A 25,451-nucleotide genomic window follows, 5' to 3' on the forward strand; every position below is an offset into this window, starting at 1 on the left:
GCCGGACCCGGCCGCGGTCGCCGGCAGCGGCCGGCGGTCGGCGTCAGTCGTCCGTCGGATCAGCGCCCCGGTCCAAGGCATCCCACGCGTCCCTGGCGCTCCGGCCCGACACCGGGCCGGTCGTGGCCCCCGCCGGCCGCTCGTATCGAGCACCCATCACCGACCACCGTTCCCCCCGGACCGCGGTCAGCACGCCGGCGACCGCGGCACACCCCCCACCGAACAGGCAGAGCAACGGCCACTGCCGACTAATCGCGCCGCTGAACCCCGCGACCAGGCCATACCCACCACCAGCGGCCACCGCCATCGCGAGCCCGGTCAGCACACCGCCCAGGAGCCGCCGGACCCGCCCCCGGGTGGCCAGCACCGCGCCCCATCCGGCGAGGGTGACCAGGGCCAGCGCGGGCAGCCAGGGCAACAGCTGCGCGCCGGTGCGGGCGACGCGGACCGGTGGCAACGGGGCCGGACGGGGGGCCAGCTCAACGACCCAGGCCTGGCTCACCGCCCAGATCGAAAGGCCCGCTCCGGCCACCCCGAGGAGCACGGCGTAGAGCAGTTCCCGCCGGCCGGGCCGGGGCCGCCCCGGATTGGCCCCGTCCCCGGCGCGCCCCGGACCGACCCCGTCCCCGGCGCTCACCGGGCCGCACGCAGGGTCTCGGCCGCGGCGATGGCGGCCAGCACGGCGGCCGCCTTGTTCCGCGTCTCCTGCTCCTCGGCCGCCGGGTCCGAATCCGCCACCACGCCCGCGCCGGCCTGCACGTGCGCGCGCCCACCGTGGATCAGCGCGGTACGGATCGCGATCGCCATGTCGAGGTCACCGCCGAAGCCGAGGTAGCCCACGGTGCCGCCGTAGAGCCCCCGCCGCACCGGCTCCAGCTCCTCGATCAGCTCCATCGCCCGCACCTTGGGGGCACCGGAGAGAGTGCCCGCCGGGAAGGTCGCGACGAGCGCGTCGAAGGCGGTGCGGTCCTCGGCGAGTACACCGACCACCGTGGAGACAATGTGCATCACGTGGCTGTACCGCTCGATCGTGGCGAACTCGGGTACCTCGACCGTGCCGGGCCGGCAGACCCGCCCCAGGTCGTTGCGGCCCAGATCCACCAGCATCACGTGCTCCGAGCGCTCCTTGGGGTCGGCGAGGAGTTCGGCGGCGAGCTGGGCGTCGGCCTCGGGCGAGCTGCCGCGCGGCCGGGTGCCGGCGATCGGATGCAGCAGGGCGCGCCGTTCTCCGTCCACCTCGGTGGCCACCTTCAGGTGCGCTTCGGGAGACGAACCGACGATGTCGAAGCCGTCAAAGCGCAGCAGGTACATATATGGGCTGGGGTTGGTGGTCCGCAGCACCCGGTACACGTCGAGCGGGTCGGCGTCGGTCGCCCGTTCAAAGCGCTGCGACAGCACGATCTGGAAGCACTCGCCGGCGCTGATCGCCTCCTTGGCCGCCACCACCGCCTTCTGGTAGCCGCCGTTGGGCGTACGGCAGCGCACGTCCCCGACGGGCGCTGCGCCAACGGTGGAGGTCATCGGCGGAATCGGCCGGGACAGCGCGGCGGTCATCGCGTCCAGCCGCCCGACCGCGTGGTGGTACGCGGCGGTGACCGCCGCCGCCCGATCCGGTGCCTGAGGCGGTGGCAGGACGGCGTTGGCCACCAGGAGCGCCGAACCGTCGTAGTGGTCGAGCACCACCAGATCAGTGGCGAGCATCATTCCCAACGCGGGCAGACCGAGGTCGTCCTCGGTGCGCTCGGGCAGCCGCTCGAAGTGCCGGACCAGGTCGTACCCGAGGTAGCCGACCATGCCGCCGGTCAGCGGCGGCAGCCCGCCAGTGTCATCGGGGGGTGACCCGGCAAGGGCGGCGACGGTGTCCCGAAGCACCGCGACCGGGTCGCCAGCCATGGGTAGCCCCGCCGGCGGCTGACCCGTCCACACCGCGACGCCGTCGCGTTCGGTCAGGGTGGCCGCGCTGCGGACCCCGATGAAGGAGTACCGGGACCAGGTCATGCCGGTTGAACCAACGCCCTGCTCGGCGGATTCGAGGAGGAAGGTGCCCGGACCGCCGGCCAGCTTGCGGTAGACGCCCACCGGCGTCTCCGCGTCGGCGAGCAGCCGCCGGGTGACCGGCACCACCCGCCTCCCGGCGGCCTGCTCGACGAAGCTCGTCTCGTCCGGACGGACGGTGCCGTCGGTCATGGCCGGGCCCGCCGTTCGCCGGACCCACCGGTGACCGGCAGGTCGTTGTGGAAGCAGCTCCGCCGGCCGGTGTGACACGCCGGGCCGACCTGGTCGACGTCGACCAGCAGGGCGTCTCCGTCACAGTCGAGGGCGACGGCGCGGACGTACTGGTGATGTCCGGAGGTCGCGCCCTTGACCCAGTACTCGCCGCGGCTACGAGACCAGTAGGTGGCCCGGCCCGTGGTCAGCGTCCGATGTAGCGCCTCGTCGTCCATCCAGGCGAGCATCAGCACCTCGGCGGAGCCGTGCTGGCGGACCACCGCGGCGAGGAGCCCGTCCGACGTACGGCGGAGGCGCGCGGCGATGGCCGGGTCCAGGCGGGACGGCCGAGCCGGACCGCCGCTCGGGTCCGAGCCGGGCAGGGCGCCGGGCGACGGCGCGTCAGGTACGGGCATAGTCACCCATTCTCCGATACCCGACCGGCGGGTGGTACGGCACCCGTGCGCCTTGCTCACCCCGCACAATTCAACTACCGTTGAGTTAAACAGTCGATCTTCTACCCGGAGGTGCGCGATGCAGGACGCCATCGCCCTTCGTGACCTGGTTGTCGACCGGGGCGGGCGACGGGTGCTATCCGGAATCAACGCCACCGTGCCGTGCGGGACGGTGACCGGCCTGCTCGGGCCGAGCGGCAGCGGAAAGACCACACTCCTGCGGGCACTGGTCGGGGTGCAGGTCGTCACCGCTGGCGCGGTCACCGTCCTGGGCCACCCGGCCGGTGCCGCACAGCTACGCCGCCGAGTCGGCTACCTGACCCAGACGCCGAGCGTCTACGCGGACCTGACCGTCCGGGAAAACGCCCGCTACTTCGCCGCCCTACAGGGGCGAGGCGCCGCCCAGGCCGACCAGGCCGTGGCCGACGTCGGGCTGCGGGCAGCCGCCGGCCAGCTGGTCGCCACCCTCTCCGGCGGGCAGCGCAGCCGCGCCGCACTGGCCTGCACGCTGGTCGGCGACCCCGAGTTGCTCGTGCTCGACGAGCCGACCGTCGGTCAGGATCCGGTGCTACGAGCGGAGCTCTGGGCCCGATTCCACGCGCTGGCCGCGGCCGGCACCACCCTGCTCATCTCCAGCCACGTGATGGACGAGGCCGCCCGCTGCGACCGACTCCTGCTGATTCGCGAAGGGCGGCTGATCGCGAACGACACACCAGCAGCGGTACGCGCGGCGACCGGCGTGGACGACCTGGAGGAGGCGTTCCTACGAATGATCCAGGCAGTCGAGGCCGGTACGGCCGGGCAGGAGGCGTCGTGAATCCCCGGATCCTCGCCGCCACCACCGGCCGCATCCTGCGCCAACTGCGTCATGACCGGCGCACGGTCGCGCTGCTCGTGGTCGTGCCGGCGGCGCTGCTCACCGTGGTCTACTACATGTACGTCGACCAGCCGACACCGCCCGGCCAGCCGGCGCCGTTCGATCGGATCGCGCTGGTGCTGCTGGGGTTCTTCCCCTTCATCATCATGTTCCTGGTGACCAGCATCGCGATGCTTCGCGAACGCACCAGCGGCACGCTGGAACGGCTGCTCACCACCCCGTTGGGCAAACTCGACCTGCTCTTCGGGTACGGCATCGCGTTCGGCCTGGCCGCCGTGGTGCAGGCGGCGGTCGCCGCCGCGGTGGCCTACTGGCTGTTCGATCTCGACACCGCCGGTAGCAGCGGGCTGGTCATCCTGATCGCGGCGGTCAACGCCGTGCTCGCGGTCGCGCTCGGGCTCCTCTGCAGTGCCTTCGCCCGAACCGAGTTCCAGGCCGTACAGTTCATGCCGGTCGTGGTCGCCCCACAGCTACTGCTCTGCGGGCTCTTCGTCCCCCGCACCGAGATGGCCGGCTGGCTCCAGGCGGTCAGCGACGTCCTGCCCCTGTCGTACTCGGTCGAGGCGTTGCAGGAAATCGGCTCGAACGCCGAACCGACCGCAACGATGTGGCGCGACCTTGCGATCGTGGGCGGCGCCGCGGTGCTGGCGCTGGTACTCGCCGCCGCCACCCTGCGACGACGCAGCGGCTGACCCGGCGACGGCGACGAGCGAAGGACGACGATGGCGCGGCGGATCGGACGGCGACCCGGCAACCCGGACACCCGGGCGACGATCCTGGCGGCGGCCCGGACCACCTTCGCCGAACGGGGCTTCGACCAAGCCTCCATCCGCGCCATCGCCGCCACCGCCGGCGTGGATCCGGCGCTGGTGCACCACTATTTCGGCAGTAAGGACAAACTCTTCCTCGCCGCGATGAACGCCCCGGCCGACCCGGCCAAGGTGGTGCCGACGATACTCGCCGGGGACCCGGACCAGATCGGAGAACGGCTGGTCGGCGCCTTCCTCAGCATCTGGGACTCCCCCGCCGGTACCCCCGCGGTGGCGCTGCTGCGCTCGGCGGTCAGCAACGAGTGGACCGCTCGGCTGCTGCGCGAATTCCTCACCACGCAGGTACTGCGCCCGGTCCTCGACCACCTCGACGTGGACCCGGCGCAGGCACCGCTGCGCGGGTCGCTGGTGGCCAGCCAACTCTTCGGCCTGGCGATGGCGCGCCACGTGCTCCGGCTCGAACCGATCGCCAGCGCTGCCCCCGAAACACTCATCAGCTCCGTCGGCCCCACCATGCAGCGCTATCTCACCGCCCCGCTGGAGGGCCAGCCACCCCACCGGCGGAGCCGGGTCACCCCGCCGGAGGGCTGAGGCTCGGCTCGCCCCGCCGCAGTCACCGGGTCTGCTCCAGCCACGAGGCGTAGAGCTGCCCGTACACCGACTCGGCGTCGCGGACCAGCTCCTCGTGCGCACCCCGCTGCACGATCCGCCCTCGATCCACCACGATCACCTCGTCGGCCGCCTGTGCCGTGGAGAGCCGGTGTGCGATGGCGAGCGTGGTCCGGCCCCGGGTCACCGCGTCCAGGGTGCGCTGCAGACGCACCTCGGTCGCCGGATCGACCGCGCTGGTGGCCTCGTCGAGCACCAGCAGATCCGGGTCGGCGACGTACGCGCGGGCGAGCGCGACCAACTGCCGCTCGCCCACACTCAACGCCTCACCACGCTCCCCCACCGGGGTGTCCAGGCCGGCCGGGAGACTGTCCAGCCAGTCCGCCAGCCCCAGCTCCACGAAGGTGGCGGTGAGCTGCGCGTCGGTGAGGTCCGGTCGGGCGAAACGGACGTTGTCTGCGACCGTGGCGTCGAAGAGGAACCCGTCCTGCGGGACCATCACCACCCGCGAACGCAGCGAGCCGAACCGCACCTCCCGCAACGGCACCCCGGAGAGCAGCACGTCCCCCTCGGTCGGATCCATCAGCCGGGTGAGCAGCTTCGCGAACGTCGTCTTCCCGCTGCCGGTCTCACCGACCACCGCCACCCGGCTCTTCGCCGGAATCTCCACCGAGATGTCGTGCAGAACCGGTGCGCCGCCCGGATAGGCGAAACCCACCCCGACGAAGCGGAGATCCAGCGGACCCGGCGGAAGCTCCCGCCCCGACTCGCCGGGGTCCGCGACATCCGGCTCGACATCCAACACGTCGAGTACCCGTCGCCAGCCGGCGATCGCGTTCTGCGCCTCGTTGAGTACCTCGGTGGCGATCTGTACCGGCTGCACGAAGAGGGTCACCAGGAACAGGAACGCGGTCACCTCACCGACGCTCAACGTACGGTCGGCGCCGAGCAGCACACCCAACACCACCACGCCGGCCAACGCCAACCCGGCCGCGATCTCCCCGACCGAGCTACCCAGGATGCTGATCCGGATAGCCCGCTGCTGGGCCCGCCGCTGGCTGTCGATCGCCTCGTCCAACCGGCGCCCGGTGCGCCCGGAAATGCCGTACGCCCGGATCACCGACGCGCCCACCACGCTCTCGGCGATCGCGCCGAGCAGTGCGCCGGTGCGCTGCCGTACCACCCCGTACGCGCCGGCGAGCCGCCGCTGGATCAGCCGGATCACGAACACCGCCGGGCCGAACGCCGCGTACACCACCAGGGTCAGTTGCCAGGAGTACGTGAGCATGACCGCGGTGGTGACCACCAGCTGACCGAGGTTGATCAGCAGGATCACACCGCCCCACTGGAGGAACTGGGTGATCTGGTCGACGTCGCTGGTCACCCGGGACACCAACGACCCACGCCGCTCGGACTGTTGGTGCAGCATCGACAGGTCGTGGACATGTCGGAAGGCCCGCACCCGAACGTTGGAGAGGGCGGTCTCGCTGACCGTGAACAACCGCCGCATCATGAGGTAGCCACAGGTCGTGGTCACCACGAGCACCGCCGTGGTGACGGTCACCACCGCCCAGACCACATCCAGGCGGAGGCCGCCGGCGATACCGTTGTCGATGCCCTGCTGCACCGCCACCGGCACGGCCGCCCGACCAACCATGTAGACCAGCGCCAGGCCGAGCGTGCCCGCCAACCCGACCCGCAACTCCGGGGAGAGCGCCAAGCCCCGCCGCAGCGTCCGCCAGGTCGACTCAGCCGCCGCCTCCGGCGCCATGGTGCCACTACTCACTGATCCACCTTCCGCTCGCGACTGCGGGGCTCGCAAGCTCACTCCTCGCGCTCACCAGTCCACCCTCCGCTCGCGACTGCCTCACCGGTCCACCTCCAGTTCGAGGCCGGTTGTCAGCGGCGGCGGGACCTCCTCGTACCCCTGCTGTTTGGCCTGCTCCACGTCGGCCTGCTCGTAGGCGGTGACCAGGTCGGCGTAGCCGGGCACGGTGGCGAGCAGGTCGGTGTGCGTGCCCCGGGCCACCACCCGCCCGTGCTCCAGGTAGACCACCTCGTCGGCGAGGGCAATGGTCGCCCGCCGGTAGGCGACCACGAGGATCGACGTCGCCGCGCTCCCCGGCTCCGCGGCGCGCAGCCCGGCCAGGATCGCCGCCTCCACCCGCGGATCGACCGCGCTGGTCGCGTCATCCAGCACCAACAGACGCGGCCGACCGACGAGGGCTCGGGCCAGGGTGAGCCGCTGCCGCTGCCCCCCGGACAGCGACGTGCCCCGCTCGCCGACCCGGGTGTCCAGGCCCTCCGGGAGAGCCGCGACGAAGCCATCCGCTCCCGCCAACCGCAACGCCGCCCAGACCTGGTCATCACCGAGGCCGGGCCGGTCCAGGGTGATGTTCGCCCGCACCGAGTCGTCAAAGACGAACGGCACCTGCGCCACGAGCGCGACGGTACGGGCCAGCGAGTCCGCGGTGAGGTCGCGTACGTCCATCCCGTCGATCTTGACGGCGCCCGCACGCGGGTCGACCAACCGAACAGCGAGCGAGGCGATGGTGGACTTCCCCGCGCCGGTCGGCCCGACCAGGGCGACCGTCCGCCCCGCCGGCACGGTGAAACCGACCTCACCCAGCACCTCGGCGCCGGGCAGGTGCGCCTCGGCCGGCTCGTACGCGAAGTGGACGTCACGGAAGGTGAGCGTTGCCGGGCCGGCGTCGGCGGAGTCGAACGACATCGGGCCGTACGGCATCTCGCCGGTGGCGTCGAGTACCCGCCGGACCCGTTCCCAGCCGGCGACGCTACGCGGCAGTTCGGCCAGGACCCAGCCGATCGCCCGCACCGGGAACGCCAGCACGGTGAAGAGGAAGGCGACGCTGACCAGCTCGGCCACACTGATCGCGCCCTGCCGCAACCGGAGGGTGCCGACGACCAGCACGGCGAGCGTCCCGAGGCCGGGCAGGGTCTCCAGCATGGGATCGAAGACGCCGCGCAGCCGGCCCACGGACACCAGCGCGTCCCGCAGGTCGCGGGCGCGCGCGGCGAACCGCTCAGTCTCCTGCGCCTCCCGGCCCATCGTCTTGACCACCAGCGCGCCGTCGAAGCTCTCGTGGGCGATACCGCTGACCTCGGCCCGCAGCCGCTGGGCGCGGGCCTGCCGGGGGGCCATCCGGCGGGAGTAGACGACGTTGAGCGCGAAGAGCGCCGGGAAGACACCCAACCCGACCAGGGCGAGCGCCCAGTCGGTGACGAAGAGTGAGACCACCGCACCGACCAACATCACCAGCGTGCCCACGGCGAAGGGCAGCGGGGCCACCGGGTGCCACGCGGCCTCGACGTCGGAGTTCGCGTTGGACAGCAGGGTGCCGGTGGCGTTGCGCTGGTGCCAGGAGAGCGGCAGGTCAAGATAGCGGCGGGTGACCCGACGACGGTAGGCGGCCTGGAGCCGAAACTGCATGTAGCCGGCGCCGAGTCGACGACCGAGGATGCCGACCACCCGCAGCACGCTGAGCCCGAACAGCGCGGCGGCGGCCAGGGCAAGCGCGGCGGTGGGCACCGAGCCCTCGGCGATCGCCGGTACGACCACGTCGCCGACCACCGCACCCACCACGTACGCGCTGGTGACGACCAGCAGCCCGAAGAGCACACTGGAGCTCGCCGCGACCGCGAAGATCCTGGGTTGTTCCCGAATCGCCCGACCGAGGACGACCAGCCCTCGCCAGAGCACGTCCCGACTCGTTCCGCTCGCCACGTTCTCCCCCGCCGTAAGTCGCCGCTGTCTCCCCCATCCTTACCTGCCGGAAGCAGGTCCGACGACTCGGAGGCCATTCTCATGCGGCGCGACCGAGGTATCCGGAGGTAATGGGCCTACCATCAAGGGATGCCGCAGTACGCCCGATCGGAGCGGAAGACGCTCGCCGACCTTATGCAGACGCTGGGACCGGACGCACCGACGCTCAACGCGGGTTGGACTACCCGGGACCTCGCCGCCCACCTGGTGTTGCGGGAACGCCGCCCGGACGCCGCCGCCGGCATCCTGTTGCCGCCGCTGCGCGGGTACGCCGAGCGGGTCCGCCAGAAGCTCGCCGCCCGCCCCTGGGAAAGCCTGGTTGACCAGGTACGACGGCCGCCGGTGTGGAGCCCGATCAGCAATCCGCTGCTCGACGGGGCGGTCAACACGATGGAGTTCTTCATCCACCACGAGGACGTTCGCCGGGCACAGGCCGACTGGCAGCCCCGCGACCTGCCCGCGGGGCTGCAACAGGCGCTGTGGCAGCGGGCAGCGGGACTGGCTCGGCTGACGCTGCGCCGTTTCCCAGCCGAGGTGCTGGTCCAAGCCCCGGGGTACGGGCAGCGAGCCGCCGGGCGGGGCGGCGAGCAGCTCCGGTTGGTGGGCGCCCCCAGCGAGTTGGTGCTCTTCCTGAGCGGACGGCAACGGGCGGCGCGGGTGCAGATCGACGGCCCGGCGGGCCCGGCCGACCGGCTGCGCGACGCCCAGTTGGGGCTGTGAAACGACCGCACGGTCGCAAAGTGCCACCGGCCAGCCGCGCCTGAACCGCCCGGACGGCGGGATTGTCCCGCCGTCCGGGCTGGCGATACCGGAGTGGTCACAGGTTCCGGCCGCGCCACTCGTCCTGCTTGGCCTCGGTTGCCAACTGTTCCCGCAGCGCCGTCTCACGGATCTGATGCCGGTTCGGCGCGTCCACAACGAACTGCACGATCAACAGCAACAGGCACACCGCCAACAGCAACACCAGGGCGAGCAGACCCGGCAGCCGGTGGGACAGCGGAATCAGTGGGAGAAGCAGCGCGACCGCGGTGACCGGCGGCCAGCGGAGTTTGCGGGGTGCCACGGCGCCCAACGCGATCAGGGTGACCAGGTAGATGATCACACCGCCGTAGAGGCTCAGCGCCTCAATGACCGGCAGGGGTAGCCCCCAAGCCGGTGTCTGCGGATCCGCCAGGTCATGCAGCAGCCGCTTCAGGGCCAGGGCGAACAGGATGATCCCCGCCACCAGCGGCAGATGCAGATAGGTGTAGGCGTAGCGGGCGAGTCTGCGCCGCGCATCCGGATCCTGGGTCCGGTACAGGGCGTGCTCCATCCCGACCGCGAGACTGTCGAAGTACGCCCACCACAGCACGGCGATGATGGCGATACCCACCACCGCCGCCAGCACAACTGGCGCGGTCAGCGGCAGGCTGTCGGCGGCCAGGTTTGGTCCGAGCCCCAGCGAGATGATCGACTCCCCCAGGGCGATCAACACGATCAAGCCGTACCGTTCCGCCCAGTGCGCGGCGGAGGTCACCGTCCCCCGCACACCCAGGCCCGCGCCGTACTCGACACCGATCGCGGCGATCCAGAGCGTGAGCCGGAGCAGCCGCTCGGCGTCGCCCTGGAGGAGGTGCTGCGGCACCAACGCGGCGGCGACCAACAGGGCGGTGGCGGTCAACGCCGGCGCGAGCAGCAGCAGCCAGCGCCGACGCAACTTCGGATTTGACCGCGCCACCCAGCCGAAGACACCCACCTGGAGCACCCGCACGAGGCAGTAGCAGGCAGCGAAGAGCAGCGGACCGGCCAGGCCCTCGGGTGTCGTCACGAACGCCGACGGGCTACTCAGCGCGAGTACGAAGACCGCTGCCGTGGTGACGAACCCGACCAGCGGGACGCTGCCCTGATCAACGCGGATCACGTTGCCGAGGGCGGCGAAGCCCACCCAGCACCACCAGAGCAACGCCAGCACCAGCAGAGACCGCAGGAGGACAGGCACGTTGAGGTCAACGGCGGCCAGCTCAGTGACGTTGAGAAACGCGAATACGAAGACCAGATCGTAGAAGAGCTCGAGGCGGGTGGTCCGGGAGCCGGGCGCGCCCGGCTGAATCGCCGGCGACCAGCGGACCCGGCTCTCGCGCTCCACCCGGCCAGTCTCCCAGCGGGACCGGCTGCCGCGGGCGACTTCCGCCGGCGCTACCCGATTCAGGCGATGACCGCCGGCTCCGACCACTGCGGCCGGCCGGCGCGGTCCAGGTCGTAGCGGACGGCCGCGATCCGGCTAACCGCCTCCACCAACTCCGGGCCGGGCAGGGTGAACGGCAACCGCAGGAAGCGCTCCAGCGTCCCGTCCAGACCGAACCGGGGGCCGGGGGCGAGGCGGACGCCCGCCTGCTCGGCGGCGCGGGCGAGTGCGCTGGAGACCGGACCGTCGAGCTCCGCCCAGAGGGTTACTCCGCCGTGCGGCACGGTCACCCGCCACTCGGGCAGGCGCTCGGCGAGGGCACCGAGCAGGACGTCCCGCTGGGCGGTGAGCTGGGCTCGCCGGGCCGCCACGATCGCCGGCCGCTGCGCCAGCAGGTGGACGGCGACCAGCTGGTCCAGTACCGGACTCGCCATGTCCACCCCGACTCGGACGGCGGCGAGCCGCTGCACCTGTGGCGCGGAGGCACGGATCCAGCCGATCCGCAGCCCGCCCCAGTACGCCTTGCTCATCCCCCCGACGGTGAGCACCCGGGAGTGTCGGTCGAAGCTGGCCGTGGGCGGAGGCATCACCCCACCGGCCAAGGATAGGTCCACAAAGGATTCATCAATCACCAGTTCGGAACCGACGGCGTGAGCGGTGGCGACCACGCGCTCCCGCAGCTGGGCCGGCATCAGATGGCCGGTCGGGTTCTGAAAGTCGGGGATCAGGTAGGCCAGCTTGGGTCGCCCCTGACGGAGGGCGCCGAGCAGGAGCTCAGCGTCCCAACCGGGATAGTCCCGGGCGAGTCCGTGGGTGCTGATGCGGGCCCGCCGGGCGTGCAGCGCGGCCAGGGCGTTCGGGTAGCTGGGCGCCTCCACCAGGACGCCGCTACCCGGAGCGTGTGTGAGACGAAGCACCAGGTCCAGGGCGTGCTGGGTGCCATTGGTGACCATGACCTGCTCGGGTGAGGTGGGTAGGCCCCGTTCGTCGTACGTGCGGGCGATGGCCTCCCGCAGTTCGCTGATACCGGTCGGGTGGTAGCCCGCCCCACCCAGGTAGCGGGGCAGGTCTGCGGCGGCGGCTTGGGCGGCCGGCAGCAGCTCAGGCGGGGCGGCCAGGGCCGCAACGCCAAGATCGAGCATCTCGCGATCGTCCAGCGGAGTCCACAGGCCGCTCCCCGCCATCCGATGGTTGCCGGGGAGCATGGTCCAGCTGCCGGCACCGCGCCGGCTGGCGAGGTGGCCGCTGTCCCGGAGTTCCCGATACGCCGCGGTGACCGTGGTGCGGCTGATCCGCAGCGCCTCGGCCAGCTCGCGCTCGGCCGGCAGGCGGGCGCCCAGCGGAAGCCGCCCGTCGGCGAGCAGCCCCCGGACGGCGGCGGCCAGTGCCGCGTAGTCGGGGCTGCGCCGGCGACCGGGGAGCGCATGCCACTGGCCGAGCAGCCGGGTTAATTGGTTTCCACGTATCTGACTCGCCATGGGGGCCACTCCACCATAATTGGCTCTACTGGTTGCCTAATTGGTTACTAGATTGGCATGCGTGCAACAGATTGGCAATCTCAGCTACCGGCCCGCGCGACGGCTGACCCAGCTCTACGCTGGACTCGGCCTCTACGGCGTGAGCATGGCCCTGTTAATCCGCTCCGGCCTCGGCCTGGACCCCTGGGACGTCTTCCACCAAGGGATCGCCGGGCACACCGGGCTCTCCTTCGGCACGGTGACCATCGCAGTCGGGGCGCTGGTGCTGCTGCTGTGGATCCCGCTACGGCAGCGGCCGGGCCTCGGCACGGTCAGCAATGTGGTGGTGGTCGGGCTCGTGGTGGACGCCACCCTCGCCCTACTACCGGCGGACCTGCCGCTCGCCACCCGAACCGCCCTACTCGTCGGCGGGATCGTCGCCAACGGCACGGCGAGCGGGCTCTATCTCGGCTCCCGGCTCGGCCCCGGCCCCCGCGACGGCCTGATGACCGGCTTCGTCGCCCGCCGGCCACGATTCTCGATCCGGCTCGTCCGCACCACCATCGAGGTCGCCGTACTGGGGCTGGGCTGGCTGCTCGGCGGAGCGGTCGGCCCCGGCACGGTGGCGTATGCCCTGACCATCGGCCCGCTGACCCAGTTCGTGCTGCCCCGCGTGACGGTCCCTCCTCCGCCCAACCCCACCCCAGTCCCGGCTCCCGGTTGAACCGTGTGCTCCCGCGCACCGTCCCCGTCCCGCCGCCCCCCGGCGGCTGTCCGGCTCACCGCTAGCGACGCAAAGGACGACCCGTTGTAGTCCAAAGGGAGGAGGTGTTTCCTTTCCGGCGCGGGATCGGCACAATCTGGCCATGGGGGAGAGACAGTGGCAGTGGACGGATGCGTGGATCTTCGTTTCGTTGGTGATCGCACATGGCGCCGGCCGGCACCGCCGAGCAGCGTCCAGCCGGCGGCCGTTAGGGGTTCGGCTCACCGATGTTCTCTCCACCGCCGACCACCTCAACCGCGCGATCCCCGAACGGCATGAGGTCGAGGTGGCGGTCCGCCGGTTGGTCGGCACCGGCCTGGTCAGTGTCACCGACGGCTGGTTCCGGATCACACCGGAGGGGGAACGGCTCTGGCGCACCCGTCCCCACGCCGGCCTGGCCACCACAGTCGACACCGTGCAGGACGTGTTGAGCCGTCGGCACACCCCGGGCGACGCGGACTGGCAGCTCGACGAGGCCGAGCACGCGGCGGCGGTCCAGGAGTACGCGGTACGTTCCATCCCGACGCGGCGACAATCTTCGCGGCATCACGCCCGCCGGGACTGACCGACGCAGCCCGCCCACCCACCGGCGAGGCGGCTCAGCAGACCAGGTGACCACCCTCGCGCAGCGCGTCCTTGACTTCACCGACGGTGAGTTGGCCGAAGTGGAAGACGCTCGCGGCGAGCACCGCGTCGGCGCCGGCGTCGATCGCCGGCGGGAAGTGACCCGCCTCCCCCGCGCCCCCGCTGGCGACCACCGGCACGTTGACCATCTCCCGCACCGTGCGAATCAGCTCCAGGTCAAACCCGGTCTTGGTGCCGTCGGCGTCCATCGAGTTGAGCAGGATCTCACCCGCGCCCAGCTCGGCGCCGCGCCGCGCCCAGTCGATGGCATCGATGCCGGTACCACGCCGGCCGCCGTGCGTGGTCACCTCGAACCCGCTGGTCGTGGTGGCGGAGGGGGCGCGCCGCACGTCGAGGGAGAGCACCAGCACCTGCCGGCCGAACCGCTCCGCGACCTCAGCGATCAGCTCGGGGCGGGTGATCGCGGCGGTGTTCACGCCGACCTTGTCCGCCCCCGCGCGCAGCAGCGCGTCAACGTCACTGACCTGCCGCACCCCGCCACCGACGGTGAGCGGAATAAAGACTGACTCCGCGGTACGGCGGACCACATCCAGCATCGTGCCGCGGTCGCTCACCGAGGCGGTGACATCCAGGAACGTCAGCTCATCAGCGCCCGCCCGATGGTACGCCGCGGCCCGCTCCACCGGGTCACCCGCGTCCCGCAGGTTACGGAAGTTGACGCCTTTGACCACCCGCCCGGCGTCCACGTCGAGGCAGGGAATCACGCGTACGGCCAGGGACATGCCGCCAGCCTAGCCAACGCGATCAGCCGGTGGCCATCGTGTGCGGCCGGCCACCGGCGGATCGCGTTGCGGAAGATGCGTCCCTACCGCCGAGGCGCGGCGGGACCCCGACTCACACCCGGACCAGCATCTTGCCGAGGTTCTCGCCGCGGAGCATGCCCAGGAAGGCCGCGGGGGCGTTCTCGATGCCGTCGATCATCGTCTCGTCGTAGCTGAGCTTCCCGTCGCGCAGCCAGCCGCCAACCTCCTGCACGAACTGCTCGCCCAACTGCCCGTAGTCGGAGACGATGAAGCCGCGCAGGGTGAGCCGCTTGCTGATGATCATTGCCAGGTTGCGCGGGGCGGCCGGCGGCTCGGTCGCGTTGTACTGCGCGATCATCCCGCAGATCGCGGCCCGGCCGTTCGGCCGCATCGCGCCGATCGCCGCCTCCAGGTGCTCGCCGCCCACGTTGTCGAAGTAGACGTCGATCCCGTCCGGCGCGGCGGCGCCGAGCGACTCCCGCACCGGGGCCTCGTGGTAGTCGAAGGCAGCGTCGAAGCCAAGCGCCCGCAGCCGCTCGACCTTGGCTGGCGAGCCGGCGCTGCCGACCACCCGACCGGCGCCGCGAAGCTTGGCGATCTGGCCAACCATGCTCCCCACCGCACCGGCCGCGCCGGAGACGAAGACGGTCTCCCCCGGCTGCATCGCGGCGACCTCGAGCAGTCCGGCGTATGCGGTGAGCCCGGTCATTCCCAGCACCCCGAGGTACGTGCTGACCGGGGCGAGGGCAGGATCGACCTTCCGAACGGTCGTCGCGTCCAGCAGCGCGTACTCCCGCCAGCCGAGCGAGTGGAGCACCGTATCGCCGGGGGCGAAGTCGTCGGCCTCGCTCGCCACCACCGCACCGACCGCCCCACCGTCGAGCGGCGCGTCCAGCGCGTACGGCGGGACGTAGGAGGCGACATCATTCATCCGCCCCCGCATGTACGGGTCGACGGACATAAAGGTGTTCCGCACCACGATCTGCCCCGGACCCGGGGTGGGGATGTCGGTGGAGACCAACCGGAAGTTCTCTTCGGTCGGCCAACCCTGCGGCCGCGAGGCTAGTTGGATCTCGCGGTTTGCGGTCTTACTCATGGTCGCTACTGCTCCTTGTGTTGGTGGATCGTACTGGTAATCCGGTTGAGGGTGTCGCGTAGGACGACGAGATCGTCCGCGCCGAGCCCGGTCGCCTGGGCCAGTTGGCGGGGAAGGTCGGCCATCCGCCCATGCAGGGCCCGCCCCGCCGGGGTGAGCTCCACCACCACCCGTCGTTCGTCGGCCGCCGACCGCCGCCGGGTCACCAGGCCCGCCGCCTCCAGCCGCTTGAGCAGGGGGGAGAGCGTTCCGGAGTCCAACTGCAGCCGAGCGCCGAGGTCAGAGACGGTCGGCAGCTGCTCCTGCTCGCCCTCCCAGAGCACCAGCAGCACGAGGTACTGCGGATAGGTCAGCCCGAACTCGGCGAGGATGGGCCGATAGACATCGGCCATGGCGCGCGACGCGGTGTAGAGCGCGAAGCACACCTGCCGCCGCAACGCCAGATCATCGGTCACCAGAAAAGCGTAGCCCACGGTTTAGTTGTGCACAACTAAACCGTGGGCTACGTCGCCCTCCTGGCTCAGAAACCACCGGTACGAGGGACAACACACCCGGACGCTGGGCTGACGACGCCGGCGGGTGGCCAGCCCGGCAAGGGCGCCGGGTGAGATCAAGCGTCGGGTGCGATCAGGCGTCGGCCAGTGTCCGCAACGCCTCGGCCACGGTGAAGGCACCCGCATACAGCGCCTTGCCGGCGATTACCCCCTCCACCCCGACCGGCTCCAGGGCGGCCAGCGCACGCAGATCGGCCAGGGTCGAGACCCCACCGGACGCGATCACCGGTGCGCTGGTGCGGGCGCAGACCTCACGAAGCAGCTCCAGGTTCGGCCCGCGCATCGTGCCGTCCTTGGTGATGTCGGTGACCACGTACCGGGACGCGCCGGCCCGGTCCAGCCGCGCCAGTACCTCCCACAGGTCGCCGCCGTCCCGGGTCCAGCCCCGGGCGGAGAGGGTCTGCCCACGCACGTCGAGGCCGATCGCCACCCGGTCGCCGTACTCGCCGCAGACCCGATCGCACCACTGGGGATCCTCCAGCGCGGCGGTGCCGATATTGACCCGAGCGGCCCCGGTCGCCAGCGCGGCCCGCAACGACGCATCGTCCCGGACTCCGCCGGAGAGCTCCACCCGCACATCCAGGCTACGCACCACATCGGCGAGCAGCTCCGCGTTGGAGCCCCGGCCGAACGCCGCATCCAGGTCAACCAGGTGAATCCACTCCGCCCCGTCCCGCTGCCAGGCCAATGCGGCGTCGAAGGGATCACCGTAGGCGGTCTCGCTACCGGCGGCGCCCTGCACCAACCGGACCGCTTGCCCGTCAGCGACATCAACAGCGGGCAACAGGGTTAGGCTCACAGCAAATCTCCTCGGATCAGGAACGGCGGTCCAGGGCGATCACCACGATCGCCGGCAGTACGAGCAGCAGGAGCGCGACCAGCCCGAACCGCAACGCAAGATCATCTACCAGGGTCCAGATCATCAGGATCACGGCCACCGTGGACAGCACGATCGCGGCGCGCTCACCTCGGGTCCGCCGGGGCAGCCGGCCGATCCGCCCCCGGCGTACCGTCGGAGTCAGCCGACGAAGCAGCGCCCGCCGCTCGGCTTGCCGGGCGAGCTGCCGCTGCCGCACCGCCCGCCGCTGCGCTGCCTCCGCCTCCCGAGCAGCCCGACGCCGCGCCCGCTCCTTGCTCACCGACGGCCCCCAGCAGCGTGGCCGGTCGCCGGCTGACCGCTCGACGAAAGCGTGCGCAACCAGTTGCGCAGCAGCGCGGCACCAGTATCGGCGGATTTCTCCGGATGGAACTGGACGGCGCTGAGTGGACCCCGCTCCACGGCCGCCACGAACTCCGCCCCGTGGTGGGCGGTGGTTACGGCGACACCGGCAGCAGCCAACGCGGCCACCCCGTCCGCTGCGTATGAGTGCACGAAGTAGAACCGGCTCTCGGCCAGACCGGCGAAGAGCACCGAATCGGCCGGCGGAGCGACCGTGTTCCAGCCCATGTGCGGCAGCCGCGCAGCGGGGAGTTGACCCACCTGCCCGGGCAGCAACCCGAGACCATCGGTCACCACACCGTGCTCGGCACCGCGCTCGAAGAGCACCTGCATCCCGACGCAGATGCCGAGCACCGGGCGGCCGGCGGCGACCCGCTCGACAATCACCGGACCGGCGCCCAACGCCGCTATTCCCGCCATGCAGGCGGCGAAAGCCCCGACACCGGGGACCACCAGGCCGTCCGCCTCGGCAGCGGCGGCCAGATCGTCGGTCACCGTCACCTCCGCGCCGGCCGCCGCGAGGGCGCGCTCCACGGAGCGGAGATTCCCCGACCCGTGGTCCAGCACCACGACCCTGCTCACGAGCCCTCCCCCGGCAGCAACCACAGGCCCCCGGCAACCGCCGCCAACATGGCCAGCGCCGCGGTGGTGAGCACCGCGCCCCGCGGCACCCCCTGTCGGTGCAACGAGACCGCCCCGCCGACCAGCACCCCAGCCAGAATCAGCAGCAGGATCGGCAGCACCCCACCCATCAGCGCCACCCTCCACCCACGACCAGGACTTTCACAGCTTCCCCTTCGTGCTGGGCACCACGCCGGCAGTCCGCGGGTCCACGGCCGTCGCCTCGCGCAATGCCCGGGACACCGCCTTGAACTGGGCCTCCACCACGTGATGGGCGTCCGGATGTCCGCCCGGCCGGGCCGCCCGCAGCACGTCAACGTGCAGCGTGACCCGGGCCGACTGACCGAAGGACTCCCAGATGTGTCGGGTCATGCTCGTCGGGTAGACCGGTCCGATGTACGGGGCGAGCGACGGCTCGTCGTGCACGACGTACGGCCGACCCGAGAGGTCAACGGCGGCCCGGACCAACACCTCGTCCATCGGAACGGTAGCCGAGCCGTACCGCCGGATGCCCGCCCGGTCACCCAGCGCGCGATCAACCGCGACGCCCAGCGCCAACGCCGTGTCCTCCATCGTGTGGTGCGCGTCGATGTGGAGGTCGCCGACGGTGTGCACGGTGAGATCAAACCCGCCATGCCGGGCGACCTGGTGCAGCATGTGGTCATAGAAGCCGATACCGGTCTCGATGTCGGCCTTGCCGCTACCGTCGAGGTCGACCTCGACGAGAACCTTGGTTTCCTTGGTGACCCGCTCAACCCGGGCGGTGCGACTCATGACGAAAGCTTCTCCACAGCGATTAGGAAGGCATCGGTCTCGGCGGGGGTGCCGGCGGTGACCCGCAGCCAGCCGGGCAGGCCGACATCGCGAACCAGTACCCCGGCGTCGAGCAGGACCTGCCAGGCGGCCCGTTGGTCCCCGCCGACCTCGAACAGCACAAAGTTGGCGTCGCTGTCGGCGACCCGGTGACCGCGGGCCCGGAGCTCGGTCACGATCCGGTCCCGCTGCACCCGGATCGCCGAGACAGTGCTCAGCAACTCGTCGCGATGCGCCAGGGCGGCCCGCGCCGCCGCCTGCGTCAGCGCCGACAGGTGGTAGGGCAGCCGGACGAGTTGCACGGCCGCCACCACCGCCGGGTCGGCGGCCAGGTAGCCCAGCCGGCCGCCGGCGAACCCGAACGCCTTGCTCATGGTGCGGGTCACCACCAGCCGGGGATGGTCGCTCAACAGCGACAGGGCGCTGACCGTGCCGGCCCGGGCAAACTCCGCGTACGCCTCGTCGACCACCACCATCCCCGGCGCCTCGGCCAGCACCGCCGTGACCACGGCCAGGTCCAGGACGGTGCCGGTGGGATTGTTCGGTGAGCAGAGAAAGACCACGTCCGGGCGGTGCTCACGGACCTGTGCCACCGCCGCGGCGACGGTCAGCCCGAAGTCGACGCCGCGCCGGGCCGGCGCCCACCGGGTGCCGGTGCCGAGCGCCAGCAGCGGATGCATCGAATACGCCGGCAGGAAACCGAGCGCGGTCCGTCCCGGCCCGCCGAAGACCTGGAGCAACTGCTGGTGGACCTCGTTGGAGCCATTGGCCGCCCAGATGTGGTCCAGGTTGAACCCGGCGCCCAGGTACGCCGCCAGGTCGCCACGGAGCGCCACCGCGTCCCGGTCCGGGTACCGGTTGAGGTCCCGCAGCTCGGCGGCGATCGCCCGGCCGATCGTCTCGGCCACCGCCTCCGGCACCGGGTACGAGTTCTCGTTCGTGTTCAGCCGAACCGAGGCATCCAGCTGCGGCGCCCCGTACGGGGTCAGCCCGCGCAGATCCGCCCGGATCGGCAGGTCGTCCCAGCTGGTCACGACGCTCCCTCCGGCAGCCGGGCGGTGACCGCCTGGCCGTGTGCCGGCAGGTCTTCCGCCGTCGCCAGGGCGACCACGTGCGGCGCCACATCCCGCAGCGCGTCCTGCGTGTACTCCACCAGGTGGACACCGCGCAGAAAGGACTGCACCGACAAGCCCGACGAGTGCCGGGCGCAGCCCCCGGTGGGCAGCACATGGTTGGAGCCGGCGCAGTAGTCGCCGAGCGACACCGGTGACCAGGCCCCGATAAAGATCGCTCCGGCGTTGCGCACCCGCAGCGCCCACTCGCGGGCACTCTCGGTCTGGACTTCCAGATGCTCGGCCGCATAGGCGTCCACCACCCGCAGCCCGGCCGCCAGGTCCGCGACGAGGACGACGCCGCTCTGCTCTCCGGTGAGCGCGGTGCTCACCCGCTCGGTGTGCCGGGTCGCCGGTACCTGCCGGGCCAACTCCCGGTCCACCGCGTCGGCCAGCTCCACCGACGGGGTGACCAGCACACTCGCCGCGAGCGGGTCGTGCTCGGCCTGGCTGATCAGGTCGGCGGCCACATGCACCGGGTCGGCGGTGTGGTCGGCCAAGATCGCGATCTCGGTGGGACCCGCCTCGGCGTCGATGCCCACCACACCCCGCAGCAACCGTTTGGCGGCGGTGACCCAGATATTGCCCGGCCCGGTGATCAGATCAACCGGCGGACAGAAGGCGGTGCTGTCCGGGTCAACCGCACTGCCGTGCGCGAGCATCGCCACCGCCTGCGCGCCGCCGACGGCGTACACCTCGGTCACCCCAAGCAGGGCGCAGGCGGCGAGTACCCGCGGCTCGGGCAACCCGCCGTTGTCCTTCTGCGGTGGACTGGCCACAACCAGCTCACGTACCCCGGCCTCCTGCGCGGGCACCACGTTCATGACCACCGTTGACGGGTACATCGCCAGACCACCGGGCACGTAGAGCCCGACCCGGTCAACCGGCACCCAGCGCTCGGTCACCGTGCCGCCCGGTACGACCTGCGTGGTGTGGTCGCTGCGACGCTGCGCGGCGTGCACCCGGCGGGCCCGGTTGATCGACTCCGACAACGCGGCGCGAACCCGCGGGTCGAGCGTGCCCTCAGCCTCGGCTATCGCCTCCGCCGGGACCCGCAGCACCTCCGGCGAGACCCCGTCGAACCGCTCGCTCGCCGCCCGGATCGCCGGGTAACCATGCTCCCGCACCGCCGCCACGAGCGGACGGATCTGCTCGACAGCCGCGGAGACGTCGAGCCGGGCACGGGGCAGCAGGCGGCGCGGGTCACGAACCCCGCCACGTAGGTCAATCCGGTGCAACACCCTTGCGAGTCTAGGCGGCTCGGGTCCGGGCTGACCGGCACCGCCCACACGGCGAGACGATGAGCCGAGACACACCCTCCGGAGCCGGATCGGGCTACCCTCGACCCGTGACTGCGCGGCTGCCGGTGTTCCCGCTCGGGACCGTTCTCTTCCCCGGTCTGGTGCTGCCGCTACACATCTTCGAAGACCGATACCGGGCCCTGGTGCGCCACCTACTCACCCTCCCGGAGCAGCGGCCACGCGAGTTCGGCGTGGTGGCGATCCGGACCGGTTGGGAGGTCGCTCCCACCGCGCCGGACGGCCGCCCGTTGCCCGACGCCGACGTCACGCTGCACGAGGTCGGCTGCACCGCCGAGCTGCGCCAGGTGACCGAGCTGCCGGACGGGGGCTACGACATCGTCACCGTGGGTCGGCAGCGGTTCCGGATAGACAGCGTCCACCGGGCCAGCGCGCCGTACCTGACTGCCGAGGTCGAGTGGTTGCCCGAGCCGCACCCCCCGGACCAGGCGGGAGAGCTGTCCGCCCGGGTGACCGCGGTCTTCCGCCAGTACCTGGGCCTGATCCGCGCCGAACCGGAGGAGGCCTCGGAGCAGCTCCCGGAGGACCCAACCGTCCTGTCGCACCTGGTCGCCGCGACGGCCGCGCTGACCCTCGCCGACCGACAGCGGCTACTCGCCATCGACGGCACCGCTGACCGGCTCCGCGCCGAGCTGCGACTGCTCACCCGCGAGGCGGCTCTGCTGCGCCGGGTCCGGGCGGTTCCGGTGCCGCTGAAGGAGCTGGCGTCTCCGCCGACGCCCAACTGACGCCCGGCCCGGTCGACCAGTCGGGTGTCGGCTCCGGGCGCAACGACGGCCAACGGGACCAGCCCGCCAGCAGGGTGTAGCCGACCGCCGCGCCAAACGCGGGCAGCAGCACGTTGCCGTACGGCACCGGCAGGGGACCCACCCACCTCACTCCCCCGGCTCGCAGTTGCGCGGGTTGTCCGAAGGTCTGCCCCTCCGCGGCGGTCGCCAACAGGTGCTCGAAGGTGGCCAGCCCCACCTGTTGGCCAACCTGCCAGGCGACCAGCGCCGCGCCCAGCGACCCCAGCACGGCGGCAGCCAGTCCGATCGGGCCCCGCGAGCGGCGCAGCAGGAACCAGAGGCCGACCGCGACCAGGACGCCGAAGCCGAGACCGAGCAGGCTGAACCAGCCGTCGGCAGCGATCGGCTGCTCCGGCTGCGACTCGCCGTAGACAGCACCCGACTCGGTCTGCAGCACCGGGGTGTCGGGGGCCAGCGTGGCCCAGAGCAACCCCAGCGGAACCCCGAGGATCATCACCCCGAACGCTCCCGCCGCCGCCCACCCGAGCTGCGGCCGGAGCCGTTGCCGCGGCGCCGCGGCAACGGACGGCGCCTCGTACCAGGTCAATGAGGCCGGTGGTACCGGCCCGACGGCCGAGGCACGATCTGGGTACGGCGACGTGCGGCCATCGCCCAGCGACTCGACGTACGGCGGTTCGGCCCCGGATCTGGGCCGGTCGGGGTCGGGGGTGTCCGCGCTCACCCGATGATCCTCTCAGGAGTGGCGGCGCCATGGGGCGCCGGTGGACGACACGCCACTCAGCGGGCGAACGGCTCCAGCATCACCGCGGCGGCGCTCAACCACGCCTCCCGGGTCGCCGGCTGGAGCTGGTGGTACTCGATTGACGAGCCGGACTCCAGGATCGGGTCATATGGCACCACAGTCACCGCCCGGGTCCGGGTAGCGAAGTGTCGTTCCAGGTCGGCCCGGAGCTCACTGTGCCCTGGGGTCGGGCACGAGATCAGGGTCACCGCGTTGTCAGCCAACTCCCCCATGCCCACCTCGTGTAGCAGGTCGAGCATCCAGTCCGCGCTGAACGCGGCGTCTTCCCGCGGCACCGTGGTGACCACAAGTTGGTCGGCGGCCTGCATGACGGTACGCCAGTTGGGGCTCTCCACGTTGTTGCCGGTGTCCACGCAGATCACGTCGTGGGTGCGGCGGAGCAGTTCCAGCACCCGCCGGACGGTGAACTGGTCCAGCCGTTGGGCGAACCGGGGACTCTCCTCACCCGCCAGCACGTCGTACGAGCCGTCTGAGGCGTGCCGGAGATAGTCGTCGAGCTGCTCCAGCAGCTGCGGCCCATCCTTGATCTCGATGTGCGCGAGGTCGCTGATCAGGTGCCGAATGGTACGGGCGTGCCGGGCACTGCCCGCACGCAGCCCGAGCGTGCCCCGTAGCTCGTTGTCGTCCCAGGCCAGTACGCCCCGGCCGCGTACGCTGCCGACGGTCGCGGCGGCCAGCACGGTCGCGGTGGTTTTGTGCACTCCACCCTTGGGATTCGCGAACGCCAGCACCCGGGGGCCGCCGAGCTCCCCCCGGAGTACGTTTGCCGCGCGCTCCGATCCACTCCGCGCCGACTGCGGCCGCCACTCCAGTCGAGCGTAGCCCCGGCCTACCGCGGGCTGGTAAGCCGGCTCAGGCCGATACGCCGGCTCAGGCCGATAGTCGTTCCCCGGCCGATACCCGGGCTCAGCCGGGTGCGCCGGCTGAGTCCGGTAGCCGTTCGCTGCCGGCGGAGCATGCCGGTAGCCGTTGTCCAGCAAGGCATAGCGGGACGGCGCCGGCGCTGCCTCCGGTTCGGAGTAGCGGGGCTCCGGAGCCGGCGGCAGCGGGGCCCGGTAGCCCGGATCAGCCCCATACGCCGGATCGGCCGGTAATCCCCGCTCGGCCCGGTAAGCACCCCGGTGCCCCGCGTCCCGCGGATCGGCCCCGTAGGTTCGCGCCTCCGCGCCATACGACACCTCGGCGGGCGGCAAGCCCGAGCCCGGCACGTGCGACCCGACTGCCGGCACGCGGGCCGCGTAGCCGTTGCCGTCGGCCCGTCGGGGCAATGACTCGGCCTGAGCCGCATGCCCCGACCGGTCCGGCCCGGCTGGCTCAGCGGCACGGCTACCGAGCCTCGCCCGGTCGAGCAACGCCCGCCACCGCGGTGCCGGTTCGGCGGGCTGGCCCCAGCCGGTCTCGCTGCCCTCCACGGCTCGCCCTCCCAGCTCCATGCTGCCGCCCCGTCTGACAGGCTACGAACGAAAGCCTATTAGGGCTATACCGATCCGCCTGCCACCGGGCCGACCTCAGCTTCCGAAACCGGCCCGGAGGCACCGCTGCTGACCACGTTCGCCGAGGTGGCCGGCGTGGGCGGCGCCCCAGACGCGAGGTCGGAGGTTGGTGAAATTGATGGTGACTTCCTCGCCTCTGGGGCTGGGCCGGGAACGGGTTCCTCCGTCGGCGTCGGCGGGCTGAGAGTGACCGGTTCGGGGCTCGGGGTGGGGCTGGCCTGGTCTGGGACCACCGGGGTGGGGGTGGTGACCGGATCCGGGACCGCCGGGTCGGGAACAACCGGGTCGGAAACCGCTGGATCCGGGACCACCGGGTCAGGAACAACCGGGTCAGGGAAGACCGGATCGGGGGTGGTCAGATCGGAGTCCGCAAGGGGGTGCGCCACCGCATCCTGCTCTGGCAGGGGCGGGGTGAAGACGGTACGGTCCAGCCGACGCACCTCCGGCGCGGGATCAACGACCCGCACGTCCGGCTGGGACGCCACCTGGCGCAACTCGACCGGCTCCGCGCGGACCACCGCCGCGTAGACGCAGGCACACCCGCCACGGTATGCCGTTGCCTCGGCCTCCGCCATCTGCGCTGCGCTCAGGTACAACTCGCGCTGCTCGCGCTGCTCCGGTCTCTCATCAGTGACCGCGGCGGCCCGGGACCGGTAGTCACCCGCCTCCCGTTCCTTGCGGGCCGCCAGGTCAGCCATGGCGGTGATCACATCTTTCGGCAGGCCCGGCACGTCGATCCGGACAACCTCCGGCTGCCGCTCAGGTAACGGCACCCGGCCGATGACAGCGGCGACCGGCACGTCACCGAGGACGTTGGCGGCCTGATCCGGCGTCAGGTACGCCGACAGCGAGACCAGCGCGAAGGTGCCGCTCGCTGGGGACGGGACCGCCGTCGGTAGCGCTGCCAGGTCATCCGTGGCATCCTGCAGATAGCCGGGAATTGATTCCCCGGCGGCCACCCCGACCCGGGTCATCTCGTCCGCAGTGGGAGCACCGGCCGGCGGAGCGCCGGTTCCCCACACCGCGGTGACCGCTACCGCAAGGCAGGAGAGCAGCACGGCCCCGAGGAGGAGCCCGAATTGGGCAGAACCCTGGGCCAGCCGGTTCGCCGCGCCCACGAGGTGGGGTAACAGCCGCTGGTCCAGCTGGCGCAGCAGGTCACCGGAGCGCACGGACGGAGACCCCCTCGTCGCGTTTG

At 71.7% G+C, this 25,451-nt stretch carries 27 protein-coding genes; 7 read left to right on the plus strand and 20 right to left on the minus strand.

The window, feature by feature from the left end; translation table 11 throughout:
• Positions 1–43 precede the first annotated feature (43 nt).
• From B118_RS0104685 to hisI, 3 genes are read right to left on the minus strand one after another with little or no spacing between them, the layout of a single operon-like run.
• Positions 44–637: a Trp biosynthesis-associated membrane protein gene (locus B118_RS0104685; protein WP_018810908.1), complete on the minus strand. Its 594-nt coding sequence runs from the start codon at positions 635–637 to the stop codon at positions 44–46.
• Positions 634–2,187, minus strand: a complete 1,554-nt coding sequence (locus B118_RS0104690) for an anthranilate synthase component I (protein WP_018223305.1) — start codon at positions 2,185–2,187, stop codon at positions 634–636. Before B118_RS0104690 ends, B118_RS0104685 begins: the two co-directional genes overlap by 4 nt.
• Positions 2,184–2,624: a phosphoribosyl-AMP cyclohydrolase gene (gene hisI / locus B118_RS0104695; protein WP_018223304.1), complete on the minus strand. Its 441-nt coding sequence runs from the start codon at positions 2,622–2,624 to the stop codon at positions 2,184–2,186. The genes B118_RS0104690 and hisI overlap by 4 nt, the downstream gene beginning before the upstream one ends.
• Before the next feature lie 118 nt (positions 2,625–2,742).
• Between hisI and B118_RS0104700 the strand changes: the two genes are divergently transcribed.
• From B118_RS0104700 to B118_RS0104710, 3 genes are read left to right on the plus strand one after another with little or no spacing between them, the layout of a single operon-like run.
• Positions 2,743–3,480 (plus strand): ABC transporter ATP-binding protein, encoded by a 738-nt coding sequence (locus B118_RS0104700; protein ID WP_018223303.1) that lies wholly within the window; start codon positions 2,743–2,745, stop codon positions 3,478–3,480.
• Positions 3,477–4,232, plus strand: coding sequence for an ABC transporter permease (locus tag B118_RS0104705; RefSeq protein ID WP_018223302.1), 756 nt, complete (start codon positions 3,477–3,479; stop codon positions 4,230–4,232). Before B118_RS0104700 ends, B118_RS0104705 begins: the two co-directional genes overlap by 4 nt.
• Positions 4,233–4,262: 30 nt before the next feature.
• Positions 4,263–4,901 carry a TetR/AcrR family transcriptional regulator gene (locus B118_RS0104710; RefSeq protein ID WP_018810907.1) on the plus strand — a complete coding sequence of 213 codons (639 nt, stop codon included), beginning with the start codon at positions 4,263–4,265 and terminating at the stop codon, positions 4,899–4,901.
• Between the two features lie 22 nt (positions 4,902–4,923).
• Here B118_RS0104710 and B118_RS0104715 read toward each other — a convergent pair whose 3' ends face one another.
• Together B118_RS0104715 and B118_RS0104720 are read right to left on the minus strand one after the other, a co-directional pair.
• Entirely contained in the window at positions 4,924–6,690 is a 1,767-nt protein-coding gene (locus B118_RS0104715; RefSeq protein ID WP_043541017.1) for an ABC transporter ATP-binding protein, read from the minus strand.
• Positions 6,691–6,786: 96 nt separating this feature from the next.
• The gene (locus B118_RS0104720; RefSeq protein WP_050592783.1) at positions 6,787–8,664 is read right to left on the minus strand and encodes an ABC transporter ATP-binding protein; all 1,878 of its coding nucleotides are present in this window, start codon (positions 8,662–8,664) and stop codon (positions 6,787–6,789) included.
• Positions 8,665–8,793: 129 nt separating this feature from the next.
• Here B118_RS0104720 and B118_RS0104725 point away from each other — a divergent pair, with 129 nt between their 5' ends.
• Positions 8,794–9,423 carry a TIGR03085 family metal-binding protein gene (locus B118_RS0104725; RefSeq protein ID WP_018810905.1) on the plus strand — a complete coding sequence of 210 codons (630 nt, stop codon included), beginning with the start codon at positions 8,794–8,796 and terminating at the stop codon, positions 9,421–9,423.
• A 97-nt stretch (positions 9,424–9,520) separates the two neighbouring features.
• Here the strand turns inward: B118_RS0104725 and B118_RS0104730 are convergent, their stop codons facing one another.
• A complete protein-coding gene (locus tag B118_RS0104730; RefSeq protein WP_026185802.1) occupies positions 9,521–10,828 on the minus strand; it encodes a low temperature requirement protein A in 1,308 nt (435 codons plus the stop codon).
• Positions 10,829–10,887: 59 nt separating this feature from the next.
• Positions 10,888–12,345, minus strand: coding sequence for a MocR-like transcription factor YczR (yczR, locus tag B118_RS0104735; RefSeq protein WP_018810904.1), 1,458 nt, complete (start codon positions 12,343–12,345; stop codon positions 10,888–10,890).
• Between the two features lie 61 nt (positions 12,346–12,406).
• On the opposite strand from yczR, the gene yczE reads away from it, so the two are divergent.
• Positions 12,407–13,048: a membrane protein YczE gene (gene yczE / locus B118_RS0104740; RefSeq protein WP_018223295.1), complete on the plus strand. Its 642-nt coding sequence runs from the start codon at positions 12,407–12,409 to the stop codon at positions 13,046–13,048.
• Between the two features lie 142 nt (positions 13,049–13,190).
• Entirely contained in the window at positions 13,191–13,652 is a 462-nt protein-coding gene (locus B118_RS0104745; RefSeq protein ID WP_018223294.1) for a hypothetical protein, read from the plus strand.
• A gap of 34 nt (positions 13,653–13,686) precedes the next feature.
• On the opposite strand, the gene hisF is transcribed toward B118_RS0104745, so the two are convergent.
• The 10 genes from hisF to hisD form a co-directional block, all read right to left on the minus strand.
• Positions 13,687–14,454 carry an imidazole glycerol phosphate synthase subunit HisF gene (gene hisF, locus B118_RS0104750; RefSeq protein WP_018810903.1) on the minus strand — a complete coding sequence of 256 codons (768 nt, stop codon included), beginning with the start codon at positions 14,452–14,454 and terminating at the stop codon, positions 13,687–13,689.
• A 112-nt stretch (positions 14,455–14,566) separates the two neighbouring features.
• Positions 14,567–15,571, minus strand: coding sequence for an NADP-dependent oxidoreductase (locus B118_RS0104755; protein ID WP_018223292.1), 1,005 nt, complete (start codon positions 15,569–15,571; stop codon positions 14,567–14,569).
• 5 nt (positions 15,572–15,576) lie between these two features.
• Positions 15,577–16,026, minus strand: a complete 450-nt coding sequence (locus B118_RS0104760; RefSeq protein WP_026270608.1) for a MarR family winged helix-turn-helix transcriptional regulator — start codon at positions 16,024–16,026, stop codon at positions 15,577–15,579.
• 172 nt (positions 16,027–16,198) lie between these two features.
• A complete protein-coding gene (gene priA / locus B118_RS0104765; RefSeq protein ID WP_018223290.1) occupies positions 16,199–16,924 on the minus strand; it encodes a bifunctional 1-(5-phosphoribosyl)-5-((5-phosphoribosylamino)methylideneamino)imidazole-4-carboxamide isomerase/phosphoribosylanthranilate isomerase PriA in 726 nt (241 codons plus the stop codon).
• 16 nt (positions 16,925–16,940) lie between these two features.
• The gene (locus tag B118_RS0104770; protein WP_018810901.1) at positions 16,941–17,264 is read right to left on the minus strand and encodes a hypothetical protein; all 324 of its coding nucleotides are present in this window, start codon (positions 17,262–17,264) and stop codon (positions 16,941–16,943) included.
• Positions 17,261–17,926, minus strand: a complete 666-nt coding sequence (gene hisH, locus B118_RS0104775; RefSeq protein ID WP_018810900.1) for an imidazole glycerol phosphate synthase subunit HisH — start codon at positions 17,924–17,926, stop codon at positions 17,261–17,263. Before hisH ends, B118_RS0104770 begins: the two co-directional genes overlap by 4 nt.
• Positions 17,923–18,096 (minus strand): hypothetical protein, encoded by a 174-nt coding sequence (locus B118_RS32330; RefSeq protein ID WP_018223287.1) that lies wholly within the window; start codon positions 18,094–18,096, stop codon positions 17,923–17,925. Before B118_RS32330 ends, hisH begins: the two co-directional genes overlap by 4 nt.
• Positions 18,097–18,127: 31 nt before the next feature.
• The gene (gene hisB, locus B118_RS0104785) at positions 18,128–18,739 is read right to left on the minus strand and encodes an imidazoleglycerol-phosphate dehydratase HisB (RefSeq protein WP_018223286.1); all 612 of its coding nucleotides are present in this window, start codon (positions 18,737–18,739) and stop codon (positions 18,128–18,130) included.
• Complete coding sequence (locus tag B118_RS0104790) at positions 18,736–19,812, minus strand: histidinol-phosphate transaminase (protein ID WP_018223285.1); 1,077 nt, start codon at positions 19,810–19,812, stop codon at positions 18,736–18,738. Before B118_RS0104790 ends, hisB begins: the two co-directional genes overlap by 4 nt.
• Positions 19,809–21,131 (minus strand): histidinol dehydrogenase, encoded by a 1,323-nt coding sequence (gene hisD / locus B118_RS0104795; RefSeq protein WP_028192449.1) that lies wholly within the window; start codon positions 21,129–21,131, stop codon positions 19,809–19,811. Before hisD ends, B118_RS0104790 begins: the two co-directional genes overlap by 4 nt.
• A gap of 107 nt (positions 21,132–21,238) precedes the next feature.
• Between hisD and B118_RS0104800 the strand changes: the two genes are divergently transcribed.
• On the plus strand, positions 21,239–21,937 hold the full coding sequence (locus tag B118_RS0104800; protein WP_018223283.1) for an LON peptidase substrate-binding domain-containing protein: 699 nt from the start codon (positions 21,239–21,241) through the stop codon (positions 21,935–21,937).
• Here the strand turns inward: B118_RS0104800 and B118_RS0104805 are convergent.
• Genes B118_RS0104805 through B118_RS0104815 form a run of 3 tightly spaced genes read right to left on the minus strand, consistent with a single transcriptional unit; the run spans position 21,852 to position 25,425 of the window.
• The gene (locus B118_RS0104805; RefSeq protein WP_018223282.1) at positions 21,852–22,679 is read right to left on the minus strand and encodes a DUF2567 domain-containing protein; all 828 of its coding nucleotides are present in this window, start codon (positions 22,677–22,679) and stop codon (positions 21,852–21,854) included. The genes B118_RS0104800 and B118_RS0104805 overlap by 86 nt on opposite strands.
• 56 nt (positions 22,680–22,735) lie before the next feature.
• The gene (locus B118_RS0104810; RefSeq protein ID WP_018810899.1) at positions 22,736–24,193 is read right to left on the minus strand and encodes an AAA family ATPase; all 1,458 of its coding nucleotides are present in this window, start codon (positions 24,191–24,193) and stop codon (positions 22,736–22,738) included.
• A gap of 44 nt (positions 24,194–24,237) precedes the next feature.
• Positions 24,238–25,425: a hypothetical protein gene (locus tag B118_RS0104815; protein ID WP_018810898.1), complete on the minus strand. Its 1,188-nt coding sequence runs from the start codon at positions 25,423–25,425 to the stop codon at positions 24,238–24,240.
• Positions 25,426–25,451: the final 26 nt, after the last annotated feature.

The sequence above is a fragment of the Salinispora pacifica CNR114 genome (genome assembly GCF_000514775.1).
Taxonomy (GTDB): domain Bacteria; phylum Actinomycetota; class Actinomycetes; order Mycobacteriales; family Micromonosporaceae; genus Micromonospora; species Micromonospora pacifica.

Excerpts from the sequence above, each read along its gene's own strand:
- B118_RS0104700 (WP_018223303.1), top strand. The coding sequence starts at position 2,743 with ATGCAGGACGCCATCGCCCTTCGTGACCTGGTTGTCGACCGGGGCGGG.
- B118_RS32330 (WP_018223287.1), bottom strand. The coding sequence starts at position 18,096 with ATGGGTGGGGTGCTGCCGATCCTGCTGCTGATTCTGGCTGGGGTGCTG.
- hisI (WP_018223304.1), bottom strand. The coding sequence starts at position 2,624 with ATGCCCGTACCTGACGCGCCGTCGCCCGGCGCCCTGCCCGGCTCGGAC.
- B118_RS0104745 (WP_018223294.1), top strand. The coding sequence starts at position 13,191 with ATGGGGGAGAGACAGTGGCAGTGGACGGATGCGTGGATCTTCGTTTCG.
- B118_RS0104715 (WP_043541017.1), bottom strand. The coding sequence starts at position 6,690 with ATGGCGCCGGAGGCGGCGGCTGAGTCGACCTGGCGGACGCTGCGGCGG.
- B118_RS0104755 (WP_018223292.1), bottom strand. The coding sequence starts at position 15,571 with ATGAGTAAGACCGCAAACCGCGAGATCCAACTAGCCTCGCGGCCGCAG.
- B118_RS0104690 (WP_018223305.1), bottom strand. The coding sequence starts at position 2,187 with ATGACCGACGGCACCGTCCGTCCGGACGAGACGAGCTTCGTCGAGCAG.
- B118_RS0104725 (WP_018810905.1), top strand. The coding sequence starts at position 8,794 with ATGCCGCAGTACGCCCGATCGGAGCGGAAGACGCTCGCCGACCTTATG.
- yczR (WP_018810904.1), bottom strand. The coding sequence starts at position 12,345 with ATGGCGAGTCAGATACGTGGAAACCAATTAACCCGGCTGCTCGGCCAG.
- hisF (WP_018810903.1), bottom strand. The coding sequence starts at position 14,454 with ATGTCCCTGGCCGTACGCGTGATTCCCTGCCTCGACGTGGACGCCGGG.
- B118_RS0104710 (WP_018810907.1), top strand. The coding sequence starts at position 4,263 with ATGGCGCGGCGGATCGGACGGCGACCCGGCAACCCGGACACCCGGGCG.
- B118_RS0104810 (WP_018810899.1), bottom strand. The coding sequence starts at position 24,193 with ATGGAGCTGGGAGGGCGAGCCGTGGAGGGCAGCGAGACCGGCTGGGGC.
- hisB (WP_018223286.1), bottom strand. The coding sequence starts at position 18,739 with ATGAGTCGCACCGCCCGGGTTGAGCGGGTCACCAAGGAAACCAAGGTT.